General features: G+C 44.5%; 14 protein-coding genes. 12 read left to right on the top strand and 2 right to left on the bottom strand.

What is annotated here, in order from left to right:
- Window positions 1-344: 344 nt before the first annotated feature.
- From rpmB to mutM, 4 genes are all read left to right on the top strand, one after another.
- A complete protein-coding gene (rpmB, locus tag GVO62_RS07040; protein ID WP_012516576.1) occupies window positions 345-581 on the top strand; it encodes a 50S ribosomal protein L28 in 237 nt (78 codons plus the stop codon).
- 11 nt (window positions 582-592) lie between these two features.
- Window positions 593-748, top strand: a complete 156-nt coding sequence (rpmG, locus tag GVO62_RS07035; protein ID WP_012516577.1) for a 50S ribosomal protein L33 — start codon at window positions 593-595, stop codon at window positions 746-748.
- Window positions 749-1011: 263 nt separating this feature from the next.
- Window positions 1012-1476 (top strand): hypothetical protein, encoded by a 465-nt coding sequence (locus GVO62_RS07030; RefSeq protein ID WP_159118350.1) that lies wholly within the window; start codon window positions 1012-1014, stop codon window positions 1474-1476.
- Entirely contained in the window at window positions 1477-2286 is an 810-nt protein-coding gene (mutM, locus tag GVO62_RS07025; protein WP_159118349.1) for a bifunctional DNA-formamidopyrimidine glycosylase/DNA-(apurinic or apyrimidinic site) lyase, read from the top strand.
- Window positions 2287-2297: 11 nt separating this feature from the next.
- Here mutM and coaD read toward each other — a convergent pair whose 3' ends face one another.
- Together coaD and GVO62_RS07015 are read right to left on the bottom strand one after the other, a co-directional pair.
- Window positions 2298-2786, bottom strand: a complete 489-nt coding sequence (gene coaD / locus GVO62_RS07020; RefSeq protein ID WP_105929820.1) for a pantetheine-phosphate adenylyltransferase — start codon at window positions 2784-2786, stop codon at window positions 2298-2300.
- Between the two features lie 108 nt (window positions 2787-2894).
- Window positions 2895-3620 (bottom strand): 3-deoxy-D-manno-octulosonic acid kinase, encoded by a 726-nt coding sequence (locus GVO62_RS07015; RefSeq protein ID WP_173359599.1) that lies wholly within the window; start codon window positions 3618-3620, stop codon window positions 2895-2897.
- Between the two features lie 93 nt (window positions 3621-3713).
- Between GVO62_RS07015 and GVO62_RS07010 the strand changes: the two genes are divergently transcribed.
- The 8 genes from GVO62_RS07010 to glpG all read left to right on the top strand — a co-directional run bounded on the left by GVO62_RS07010 (window position 3714) and on the right by glpG (window position 12596).
- Complete coding sequence (locus tag GVO62_RS07010) at window positions 3714-4718, top strand: glycosyltransferase family 9 protein (protein ID WP_159118347.1); 1005 nt, start codon at window positions 3714-3716, stop codon at window positions 4716-4718.
- 89 nt (window positions 4719-4807) lie between these two features.
- On the top strand, window positions 4808-5278 hold the full coding sequence (locus GVO62_RS07005; protein WP_159118346.1) for a hypothetical protein: 471 nt from the start codon (window positions 4808-4810) through the stop codon (window positions 5276-5278).
- A complete protein-coding gene (locus GVO62_RS07000; RefSeq protein WP_159118345.1) occupies window positions 5278-6453 on the top strand; it encodes a hypothetical protein in 1176 nt (391 codons plus the stop codon). The genes GVO62_RS07005 and GVO62_RS07000 overlap by 1 nt, the downstream gene beginning before the upstream one ends.
- Window positions 6454-6461: 8 nt before the next feature.
- Complete coding sequence (locus GVO62_RS06995; protein WP_159118344.1) at window positions 6462-8906, top strand: putative bifunctional diguanylate cyclase/phosphodiesterase; 2445 nt, start codon at window positions 6462-6464, stop codon at window positions 8904-8906.
- Between the two features lie 151 nt (window positions 8907-9057).
- Window positions 9058-10254 carry a glycine C-acetyltransferase gene (locus tag GVO62_RS06990; protein ID WP_105929826.1) on the top strand — a complete coding sequence of 399 codons (1197 nt, stop codon included), beginning with the start codon at window positions 9058-9060 and terminating at the stop codon, window positions 10252-10254.
- Window positions 10251-11276, top strand: a complete 1026-nt coding sequence (gene tdh, locus GVO62_RS06985; protein ID WP_105929827.1) for an L-threonine 3-dehydrogenase — start codon at window positions 10251-10253, stop codon at window positions 11274-11276. Before GVO62_RS06990 ends, tdh begins: the two co-directional genes overlap by 4 nt.
- The gene (gene glpE / locus GVO62_RS06980) at window positions 11276-11587 is read left to right on the top strand and encodes a thiosulfate sulfurtransferase GlpE (protein WP_159118343.1); all 312 of its coding nucleotides are present in this window, start codon (window positions 11276-11278) and stop codon (window positions 11585-11587) included. Before tdh ends, glpE begins: the two co-directional genes overlap by 1 nt.
- A 145-nt stretch (window positions 11588-11732) precedes the next feature.
- On the top strand, window positions 11733-12596 hold the full coding sequence (gene glpG, locus GVO62_RS06975) for a rhomboid family intramembrane serine protease GlpG (protein ID WP_159118342.1): 864 nt from the start codon (window positions 11733-11735) through the stop codon (window positions 12594-12596).
- Window positions 12597-12805 lie beyond the last annotated feature (209 nt).

Genomic DNA, 12805 nt, shown 5'->3' with positions numbered 1-12805 from the left:
TGCTAGAGTTCAAACATGACAAGCTTGCTAAGCTTTGGTGACATATTTATGTCTGGTGAGATCAATTAAGAATAAAAATTTTAAAATGCAAAGCGTAAATTTATTCGTAGCTTAACTTGCGAGAGAAAAGTACAATACACGCCACGAAAAAGAGTGTTGGTGGTATTTTGCGCAAAAATCGTACGTAAAAGTAACCTTTTTGTACTTTCTTATTGAAATGATCCTGCCTTTGCTGTATAAAATGCGCCCTCTAATTTATAGTAATACGTCATTTGACCCAACCACTGTTTGAGCGCTTGGGATTAACTGACGCGACAGTTATCGTTGTTCTGGAGACAAATACAATGTCAAGAGTATGCCAAGTAACAGGTAAGCGTCCAACGGTTGGTAATAACCGTTCACACGCACGAAATGCGACTCGTCGTCGCTTTTTACCAAACCTTCAAACACACCGTTTTTGGGTTGAGAGCGAAAGCCGTTTTGTAAAACTACGTTTGTCTGCTAAAGGCATGCGTATCATCGATAAGAAAGGTATTGATTCAGTACTAACTGATATCCGTGCCCGTGGTGAGAAAATCTAAGGAAGCCGACAATGCGTGATAAAATTAAACTAGTTTCTTCAGCAGGTACAGGTTTCTTCTACACCACTGATAAAAACAAGCGTAACATGCCTGGCAAAATGGAGATCAAAAAGTATGATCCCGTTGTGCGTAAGCACGTTATGTTCAAAGAGGCCAAAATCAAGTAATTAGCTTGCTTTTGTCTCCACGAAAACCCAGCTTTTGCTGGGTTTTTTGCTTTTACATACCCGCTTAAACCTAATTTTCTAATAAGATCTAAGTAGATCCTTCTCAAAACGCCAGATAGATCGCAGTCTAATACCAATTTACCATCTTGAAAAACGAACGGGTTATCCTACTGACGACTTTTATCGAATTGAATTAGCGTCTGTTCGAATGAGGTATTAGTATATGGCGATATGGATTACTGTAATTTGGATGGGTATAAAGCGTGGCTAGACTTTCACAGCGAGCGATGAATAATGTTGTAATAATCGCTATGCTTATAATGATCGCGCTGTTTAATCTAGACAGTCTCCGCCCTAAAAGCAATATTGTGCAGACTCGCAGTTTACTGCCAGAAGATGCTTACGTGTTAAAAATAGAGCACGATGGAAACAGCTTAGAGCGAGTGGGGCAGCAGTGGCGTCAAAAGGGACAAATTGACAACTTAACCATGGCCCCAGATATGCAGTTCTCTCATTGGCAGCGCGGCGTATTAACACCGGCGACTTCTATTCCTGAAGCGTTATCCGACGTTGAGCCTTATATCATTGTTGTGTGGTTGGCGGGTGATGCTAACGGCCTTGTATATGCCATCTATCCAAATACTTCACCGACAGTGATCAAATTTGAAAATAATTGGTACACATTAGCCAATACAGAACTTGATAAACTTTTACCCTGGATTGAATGAATGCCTGAGTTACCAGAAGTTGAAGTGAGCCGTTTGGGCGTTTCTCCACATCTTATTGGTAATACGATTACCGAAGTGGTGGTTCGTGAGCGAAGAATGCGCTGGCCAATACCCAACGAGGTGTCCCTCGTTGAAGGACAGAAGGTTACGGCCGTTAAACGGCGAGCGAAATATCTACTCATTGAAACGGCTACTGGTACGCTAATCTTACATTTGGGCATGTCGGGCAAGTTGCGGGTCATTGATGCATCGACACCGGTAATCAAACACGATCACGTAGACATTGTTTTAAACACAGGCAAATGCTTGCGTTTAAACGACCCTAGGCGCTTCGGTGCAGTGTTGTATCAGGCTCCTGATGCACAAGTTGCTATGCTCGATAACTTGGGGCCAGAGCCACTTACAGACGATTTCGACGATAAACGCTTGTTTACGTTATCGCGCAATCGAAAAGGCCCAGTCAAAAATTTTATTATGGATAATGCCATTGTTGTGGGTGTGGGAAACATCTATGCAAACGAAGCATTGTTTTTGGCCGGTATAGATCCGCGACGAGCGGCTGGCAATATAAGTGCAGCCCGCTATAAAGTGCTCACTGCAAAAATTAAACGAGTATTAGCCAAAGCCATTGAGCAAGGTGGAACCACCTTAAAAGATTTTGCGCAGACCGATGGTAAACCAGGCTACTTTGCGCAGCACCTCAACGTATATGGACGCAAAGGCGAACCTTGTGAGGTGTGTGGTAAGGCAATAGAAAGCAAGGTCATTGGGCAGCGCAATACATTCTTTTGTACCCGCTGCCAACGCTGATTTTAAGACGCTTAGTCTTTTTTACCCAGTCTATCTCTTAACGCTTGCTCTACAACCGGATGACAAAAACCGTTTACCGCTCCTCGATGCAATGCAACTTCCTTAACCAATGTAGAAGAAATAAATGAGTTTTCTTCTGCAGGCGTAAGAAACACGCTTTCAAGCTTCGGGTTCAAGCGTCGATTCATGTTTGCTAATTGAAATTCATACTCGAAATCAGACACAGCCCGTAGACCCCGAATTAAAATAGTAGCATTTTGCTCGTCGGCAAAATCAGCGAGCAAGCCGGTAAAACCAACGACTTCCACATTGGGTAAATCGGCGGTGACCTTCTTAATCATTTCTACGCGTTCTTCTAACGTAAATAGCGGCTTTTTACTTGGATTAGACGCAATAGCTACAATGACGTGGGAAAATAGCTGCGATGCGCGTTCGATTAGGTCGGCGTGCCCATTAGTAATTGGGTCGAAAGTGCCTGGATAAAGTGCTCGTGTGTGCATAAGGTAAAATCTTATCGTTGTAGGTGATTTATGTGTTGACCGTGGTTAATGTAGCATAATAATCACGGAAGTAGTGCGCTGCTGGCAAGACTGCCACATAAGCACCTACTAATTAGCGATGGCGGCTCTATAACCTTCCATACACCAATGCCAATGTATCTCTTCCCAATGAAAAACCGTATTTTTACCTTTTTCTTTTCGTAAAGACCGCAATAAACGGTCTAAATTACTCTGTTTCCAGTGTTCACCTTCTCGTTTATGACAGCGGTCAAAATCGATAAGCCATATCTGCTTGTCATCATCAATCATGATATTTCTGACATTAGCATCGTGGTGATACACCTGACAGTTATGCATGGCCGCAAGTGCGTGTCCTACTGTATACCACTCTTCTTTTTGAAGGGATTGATGGCAAAGCACATGATGCAAATCCCGGCTATTAGGGATGTTCTGCGTAATGAGATCGCCGCGATAAATGAGGCCTCTGCGATGAATGCGTGCGGCCACCGGAATAGGAACACGCAAACCTTGGGCCTGCATAAGTTCAAGTAGTCTAAACTCTTCAAAGGGGCGTGAACGTTCCACACCAAGAAACACGTATTGATCGCTAAGTATTTTGCCAACCAACCCACCGCGCTTAAAATGACGTAAAACCCACTGTTGACTCTCGTGCTCAATAAAGATGGTGGTACCGCGCCCTTTCGCCTGACCGGTTACTTTGCTCTGAGCATGCCAAAACTCGGGGTTAAACATATCTGTGTTGGGCTGCTTGACTAAAGTGTCGTCGAAAATAAAGTGGTGTCCAGCACCGATGTCTCGTCGTATTGTCGCCATGTTGCCCACAACTTATGGTAAATTTCACATTCTAACGATTTATTTTAGTTTTTCAGCAACGAGAGAGCTTCTGTGGGAAAAAAGATTTGTTTAATGCGCTTATCAGCCATAGGTGATGTGTGTCATGCCGTCGCCATGGTCACTCGAATTCAAACACAGTGGCGCGATGCTGAAATCACATGGGTTATTGGAAAAGTGGAGTTCCAGCTGGTTAAGCTGATGCCAAATATACGGTTTATTATTTTCGATAAATCACAGGGAAAAGCTGCCGTTGAATCGTTAAAGGCTGCCGTGGCAAATGAGACCTTTGATGCGCTTTTGATGATGCAGGTGGCCTTGCGCGCCAATATGGCGTCGCGAGTGATTAACGCCAAACAGCGCATTGGATTTGACTGGGCCCGAAGTAAAGAATTGCACTGGTTGTTTGCCAATAAGCGTATTGCCGCAACAAAACACGCTCACGTTCTTAAAGGTTTTATGGACTTTGCCGATGCACTAGGCGTACCTGAGTCAGACTCATTGACGTGGAATATACCTGTAAGTGCAGAAGACGAAGGGTGGGGGGCTGAGCAGGCCAATGTACTTGGGAAATATGTGGTTATTTCTCCTGCCGCCAGCAAGGCTGAAAGAAATTGGTTACCACAGCGATACGCAAGTATCGCTGACTATATCCAACAGGCGGGAGTCAGCGTGATACTATGTGGCGGTCCAGGAAAATTAGATCGGCAAACCGCCGATGAAATTAAAGCTAACGTAAAATATCCGCTAAAAGACTTTACTGGGCAAACGTCATTGCATCAACTCCTGATGCTGTTAAAGCATGCCCACCTTGTTATCGCTCCTGATACAGGACCTGCCCACATGGCGACGACCGTTGGTACGCCAGTAATAGGGCTTTATGCGCACTCTAATCCACGACGTACAGGACCTTATCTGGACCTCGATAAGGTAGTGTCGGTATACGACGAGTGTATCGAAGCGCAAAAAGGGAAGTCGTGGGAAAATCTTCCGTGGGGAGCGCGTGCTAAAGGCAGTGCATTAATGGAAAAAATTTCAGTAGAGATGGTGAAGAAGAAAGTTGAACCATTTATCCGGTGATTTACTTTGTTGTAAGGTAAAACAATCAGCTATTATCTACACTTAGCTTTGCAAAGTGTACCTCCGACATAACAGGGAGTCGTTACTGAATGAAAAAGCCAGCGTTGCGATGGCTCACTCACTTGCTTGCTTTAAAGAAGCTTAAACTTGTGCTGCTCATAATAGCAGGGCTGGGTTTAGGTGTGCCTGAAGCTTATGCATCAGAGCCTAACGTTATGGTTAACGAAAGTGTGATGATAGCAAAGCTAAGCCGTTCTGAGCTTCGCCAAATTTTTACGGGGCAGCGTCAATATTGGGACGACGGCACTAAAATTACCGTATTCGTACTTCAAGACAGAGACGAGCTGCATAAACAGTTTTGTCGCGACATACTTCAAATGTTTCCCTATCAATTGTCTCGCTTGTGGGACCAAATCACCTATTCAGGTCAGGGAGTTACCCCTGTGAGAGTGATCTCGTATCAAGCGTTAATTGACGCATTAGAAAATACCCCTGGCGCTATTGGCTATGTCGAGCGCACTGATATTGTGAAGCTAAGACGGGTAGAGGTTAATTTATAATGAAAAAATGGTCTGTGTTCGCGTTATGGTTCGCCAGCTTCAATACCTTTGCCTCGTCCTCCGACTTTTCTTGGCATGGTTATATTTCCCAAGGTGTTACCCAGTCAAAAGACAGCAGTTTTATCACCGATAATGACGATGTCACAGGGGAGCTTACTGAGATTGGACTCAATGGCTACTATCAGCTGGCTGAGAATATCTCTATTGCTGGACAAATTAACTACCTAGATGGTGGCAATCGCTTTGAGCAAGGGGCTCGTCTCGATTACTTGTTTGTTGATTGGAAACTGCCAAACTTGCCCGGCGGATGGCGTGGCCAAATCCATGCAGGTCGCTTTAAAAATAGGCATTGGCTGTACTCGGTAACGCGAGACGTACCACAGACACGCTATACTTCTGTACTTCCTCAATCGGTCTACTTCGATGGTTTTCGAGATGTCGCCCTTGGCAGTAACGGAATCCAAACAAGCTTTTCCCACTTTGGAGAAGATAATATCTGGAAACTGAACTGGAGCTATGGACGGTCGAATATCAATGACTCGCAACGAGACTTTTTGCTAGGCTATGAGGCCAAGGGAAAAATAAAACAGGATTTCGTTCATCAAGCTAGCGTGTTTTGGCAGCCGTCATCAATGACATGGAAGCTAGGTGCAAGCTGGTTGAATTCAGATTTTCGATATATGCCTTCTGAAGACGACAATCGGCTAGCAGGTGGGGCAAACATTGAACGAATCATGCTCTCAGGGCAATATTTTGCCGAAAGTTGGGAAATCTCTGCTGAACTAATAAGGGAAGCGCAAGACAGTCAGGGCCTATTCTCTCCTAACTTTGTTTCAAAACGCACAGGTGAAGGTGGTTTCTTCCAATTTAGGTATTTGTTTAACAACGACGTAAGCGGGCTTATTGGCTTCGATACATACGTTAATGACACGTCAGACAGAAACGGAAAACAATTAGAGGCGATGTCAGGTGGGTTAATACCGGCTTATTTTGGCTATCAGGATACTTATACATTAGGCTTGCGTTGGGATATTGCGCCTAAATGGCGACTACAAGGGGAATATCATTGGGTTGAGGGAGCGACACGTGTGGTAAGTTTGTTGAACATGGACGTTGCATCCCATGCTGACAAACATTGGGAAATGTGGTCTTTGCAACTGATGTATTGGTTTTAAGGGATAAAATGAAGGTTCAGGTATCTTTTACTACCAAAACCATCCTCATCTTGCTGGCAATGGTTTTAACCGTTGCTATCGTTATATCGGCTGTTTTGATCCAAGAATCTGACGCTCGAGTGCTACTTCAGCAGCGCGAGAGTCAAATAGCCAACCATCGTCGCGTCCAGCTTTTTGAAGACATACTTCACGGACGTATGGTCACCCTTATCGACCTCATTAGCCGAAAAAATGATGCCTACACAACCAGCGTAGATGAACTACAACAGTCGTTAAGTGATCTCAATGAATATCTCACCTTAACGTACCAAGTTGAGTCGTTATTGTTGTTCGACGAAAGCGGCGTGGTAGGAAGTCCTGGCCGTGCTGTTGATACTAAAATTAAAAACCTCGTAGATACCACACGAGCCACCTTTGAAAGTCGCTCGCTATTGACGTGTGACAATGTGTGTACTCACCACATTTCAATTCCGGTTATGGCTGATAGTGATGTTATTCCTATCGTTGTTGTATCAACATCCATGCGTGAATTACTTTATTTATTCAGCCGCGCAACGGATGTGCACAAAGTGGCCATCGTTCAAGCAAGAGAAACACAGAATAAATCGGTAGCCCTTACCATAGCTAGCCAAGTCTCCGCAGCAAACCGTCAGTATCTGCAGTCGCTTTTCAACGCTTTGCCACCGGCGTGGCGTATTGATGATTTGGTGATAAAAGGGCTCAACACAGAGCTTGAAAACAAACAGCTGCTAGTGAGTTTGTTGCCGTTTGAACATGCGACGGGCGACCGGCCTTATTTGCTAATAGTACAAGATGTATCTGCTACCGTGCGTCAAAATGAGCAGTATCAATATGTGGTTATTTCAAGTGCGACCGCGCTTTTCTTAGTTTTTTCATCGCTCCTTTATCTGTTCTTAAATCAATATCGCACTCGGCTTTTAGGCATAAGCGAGCGGTTACCCATGTTAGCTGAGCACAAATTCAGTGAATTTTACACCAGTGCGGCTAAGCGTAGAACGTCTCCTATTTTCAAACTGACTGATGAGCTAGATGTTGTAGAAGAGGCGGCCAACGACCTAGCCCGTCAACTCGAAAGCTTTGACGGTCAAATGGCCATCAATACAGCGAAACTTGAAAAAATGGCTATGTTCGATGTGCTTACAGGCTTACCTAATAGAAATATGCTGACCTTTCAAATAGAGAAGCAGCTGGCGGGTTCTATCCGAGACGAACGGTTAGTGGCGCTTATGTTTATGGACTTGGATGACTTCAAAAAAGTGAATGATAGTCATGGTCATGATGTGGGCGATAAGTTATTAAAAGCTGCTGCAATGCGCATTTCTCGCCCCATTAGAGAATCTGATATCGCTTCACGATTTGGCGGCGATGAGTTCGTTATTTTGTTATCGAATATTGAAAGCAAGAAGCACATTGATAAGGTTGCGCAAAAAATTATCGACGAGTTCAAAGAGCCGATAATGGTTGATGGTGTGACGTTTTATGTCTCTATCAGCATTGGTATTGCCATAACCAGTCATGCACGAGCCACACCTGTTGAGCTTTTACGCCATGCTGATATTGCTATGTATGAAGCCAAAGCCAAAAAAGGCGCAGGGTTTAGAGTTTATGATGCCACCATGAACCTAAAAGTCATGCAAAAGGTGGAATTAGAATCTGAGGCGAGAGAAGCTCTTAGAGACAATCAGTTCAGTCTGGCGCTTCAGCCTCAAATAGAGATGCATACTGGTAAGTTAGTAGGGTTTGAAGCGCTACTGCGTTGGTGCCATCCAACCAAAGGTCAAATTTCACCGGCGGAGTTTATTCCGTTGCTTGAGAGTACCTCGTTTATGCTTGAATTAGATTACTGGGTTATAGCACGCTCAACCCATTTAATACGCGAGTTTAAAAACAATGGATATGCGGATATCAAGATTGCAATTAACTTATCGGCAGGCCAATTTCTTGATCCCACGCTGCCTGAATTTTTGCAGCAGCAGATCATCAAAAACGACATTGCGCCAAACCAAGTGTGTTTAGAATTGACTGAAACCGTGCTTGTTTCTGACATCAAACGTGCAACCAGTATTATGAAAACCATTCAAGACATGGGATGTATGCTTGCCATCGATGATTTTGGCACCGGCTATTCATCGCTTAGTTATTTAAAATCGTTGCCGGCAGACTATATTAAGATAGACCGTTCATTTGTCGCCAACATAGCCAGTAGCGCCGACGATAGAAATATTGTGCACTCCACCATATCTATGGTGCGTAACATGGGCATGCAGGTTGTTGCAGAGGGTATAGAAACCAGTGAGCAGTATGAACTGCTGTGTCGTTTTGACTGCGATATTGGACAAGGCTACCTCATCAGTAAGCCGGTATCAGAAACAGATATCTGGGCCGTGCTGGGCAGCAAAGTAGAGTACAACCTTTGGAAAGACTTCGCGTAGCAATACGTTAGCAGATGTCTGTACATTCAAGTGTGTTGAATAATTTACAAACTTAGTCGACAAACCCATTAAATACAACGCATGGGTGTATACCCTTCAACCTGCTTTCATTACACTACAGGTTTTTATATACCTACACTCGGAGAATGGCATGTCTGCGGCATTTATCTCTCATTTGCAATCGCAAATTGAAGCCACGAAAGAAGATGGTTTGTACAAGAAAGAGCGTGTTATCACGTCGCAACAACAAGCGGATATCGGTGTTGCTGGTGGCGAGCACGTTATTAACTTCTGTGCAAACAATTACCTTGGTTTAGCAAACAATGAAAGCTTGATAGAAGCGGCTAAAAACGGCCTTGATAGCCATGGATTCGGTGTAGCTTCCGTACGTTTCATTTGCGGTACTCAAGACATTCACAAAGAACTTGAAGCCTCCATTAGTGACTTCTTAGGCACCGAAGATACAATTCTTTACCCTTCGTGTTTCGACGCAAACGGCGGTTTGTTTGAAACCCTGCTTGGCCCTGAAGACGCCATTATTTCTGATGCGTTAAACCATGCCAGTATTATTGACGGCGTGCGGTTGTCGAAAGCGAAGCGTTATCGATATGCCAATAATGACATGGCGGCGCTAGAAGAACAGCTTAAGCAAGCGAATGCTGATGGCGCGCGCTTTAAGATAATTGCCACAGACGGTGTGTTCTCAATGGACGGTGTAATTGCCGACCTTGCCTCAATATGTGACCTAGCTGACAAATACGATGCCATGGTAATGGTTGATGACTGTCACGCTACAGGTTTTCTTGGTGAAAATGGTAAAGGAAGCCACGAATACTGTGGCGTAATGGGCCGTGTAGACATTATCACTGGTACTCTTGGTAAAGCGCTAGGCGGAGCATCGGGCGGTTACACGTCGGGCAAGAAAGAAGTGGTTGAATGGTTACGCCAGCGCTCTCGTCCTTACCTTTTCTCTAACTCTGTTGCGCCACCTATCGTCTCTGCATCACTTAAAGTGTTTGAAATGATGAAAGACGGCGATGAGCTTCGCGCCAATCTATGGCGCAATGCCAACCATTTCCGTAACCGTATGGAAGAGGCGGGCTTTACGCTTGCAGGTAAAGATCACGCGATAATCCCAGTTATGCTAGGCGATGCGCGTTTAGCAAGCGAAATGGCAGACAAGCTGCTTGAAAAAGGCATTTACGTTATTGGTTTCTCATACCCGGTGGTGCCGAAGGGACAAGCCCGAATTCGTACCCAAATGTCAGCAGGCCACAGCTTAGAACACGTTGATAAAGCTATTGATGCGTTTATCGAGGTTGGTCGTGAAATGGGAGTGATTTCATGAAGTCGCTAGTTAAAGCGAAAGCAGAAAAAGGCATTTGGCTTCAAGACACGCCAAAGCCTGAGGTAGGTCATAACGACCTGCTGATTAAAATTCGCAAAACCGCTATTTGCGGTACCGACATGCATATATACAACTGGGACGAATGGTCGCAAAATACAATTCCAGTGCCAATGGTAGTGGGTCACGAGTATGTAGGCGAAGTGGTCGGCATGGGCCAAGAAGTAAAAGGTTTTAACGTTGGCGATCGCGTATCTGGTGAAGGTCACATTACATGTGGTCACTGCCGTAATTGTCGTGCTGGGCGTGTGCATTTATGCCGTAACACTGAAGGTGTGGGCGTGAATCGTCCAGGTGCTTTTGCCGAATATTTGGTAATTCCTGCGTTCAACGCATTTAAAATACCAGACAATATCAGTGATGATCTCGCGTCTATTTTTGACCCATTTGGAAATGCGGTTCATACCGCACTAAGCTTTGATTTAGTGGGTGAAGACGTACTTATTACTGGTGCTGGCCCAATTGGTATCATGGCAGCGGCAGTAGCAAAGCACGTTGGCGCACGTCACGTTGTTGTCACCGATATCAATCCATACCGTCTTGAGCTTGCTAAGAAGATGGGCGCGACCCGCGCTGTTGACGTCAGCAAAGAAGATTTAAAAGATGTGATGAACGACCTGGGTATGACAGAGGGCTTTGACGTAGGCCTTGAAATGTCAGGTGTGCCTGTTGCGTTCAGAGACATGCTTAACAAAATGAACCACGGCGGCAAAATAGCGATGCTAGGTATTCCGCCACAAGACGTGGCTATTGACTGGAATCAGGTTATCTTTAAAGGCTTAGTGATAAAGGGTATCTACGGTCGAGAAATGTTTGAAACCTGGTACAAGATGGCAAGCCTGCTGCAAAGTGGATTAGATTTATCACCCATTATCACTCATACCTTTTCTATTGATGACTTTCAGAAAGGGTTTGATACCATGGGGTCAGGACAATCAGGTAAAGTTATTCTGGACTGGCAATAATGACAACATTTACACACATTAGCGTAGACGATGTGGCAAATTTTCAAGGCGACGTTGCCATTGTGGACATACGCGATCCTCAATCATTTGCTAATGGGCATATGCCGAATGCTTCGCCGTTAAACAACGACAACTTTGCTGCGTTTATCGAGCAGACGCCTAAAGACAAGCCTGTGGTGGTTGTTTGCTATCACGGTGTAAGTAGTCAACAGGCTGCGCAGGTAATAGCTCAGCAGGGCTTTGAAACCGTCTATAGTATGGATGGTGGGTTTGAAGCCTGGCGATTGGCTAACCCGGTAGAAACGGCCTAATCATTTAACAAAGGTGCACAATGTGCACCTTTGTTTTATGCTTTTCACACGTAATACATTCCAGTATAAAGGTGTTATGTATCACACCTTCATTCAACGTAATATCGCGTTAATTCATTTCATGCTTCAGGGTAATAAGTAGCTTATGGGCCATCCTTTAATTGCGTTTAACCAACAAAGTCCCGCGCACCTTCTGGCTAACTACCTAACCAGCCAGAGTATCTCGGCAACGGTAATGCAAAGTGATAAAGAGTTTGTTGTTGTACTTGATGATCATGCACATGTCGATCGCGCAAAAGTTATTGCAGAAGACTTTTTGACAAACCCAACAAATCCTAAATATCAGCAAGCAGCCTGGGACAGTGGTAAAAATGTTCAGTTAGCCCCTTCTGGTAGCGGCTTCTCAGTGAAAAACATCATTAACGATGCAATAAAAGCTCCTTTTACCTCAGTCGTGTTTCTTCTTTGTGTTGCGGTTTATACGTTGTCGTTATTAGGGCTATTTGCGCCTATTGCGCAACATCTGCTCATGCAGCCATTCTCAGTCTTATCGGAAAATCATGAGTGGTGGCGACTGCTGGGACCGGCGTTTATTCACTTCTCAGCATTACACATTATATTTAACTTGCTTTGGTGGGGCATGCTAGGCGCCAAGATAGAACGTACGCTTGGGGTGAGTATGTTACTTATCGTGTTCTTAGTTTCGGCAACTATATCAAACGCCGCTCAAGCTATCTTTAGCGACCCGGTTCAGGCTAATTTATATTTGTTTGGCGGGCTGTCGGGTGTGGTTTATGCCGTAATGGGCTTCGTCTGGTGGTTGGGCTGGTTACGACCAAGCTGGGGCTTGTCGTTACCAAACTCGATAGTTGGCTTTATGCTGGTATGGTTAGTTTTAGGTTACGCTGACATTCTTTGGGTAAATATGGCAAATGCGGCACATACGGCGGGTCTTATTTCAGGCTGTTTACTGGCAGGGGCGTTAAGCTTAGGCTCTGAAAAGCGTTAGCGTTAGCGTTAGCGTTAGCAATAGAAAACCGTTATCAGTGACGCCTATTACGAATGGGTCGTTTTACAGTCAAAGGCTGAAACAATCCTATCTATGCGGACTGGTAGCTTCAATAGATACAGAAAAGCGAGCCCAATGAAAGCTCGCTTTTTTGTACAATCTTGAAAATAGCTCAATAGCTCAATAGCTCAATAGCTCAATAGCTCAAT

Source organism: Alteromonas sp. KUL150, assembly GCF_009811475.1.
Taxonomy (GTDB): domain Bacteria; phylum Pseudomonadota; class Gammaproteobacteria; order Enterobacterales; family Alteromonadaceae; genus Alteromonas; species Alteromonas gracilis.
This window is presented reverse-complemented; position numbering and strand designations above follow the sequence as displayed.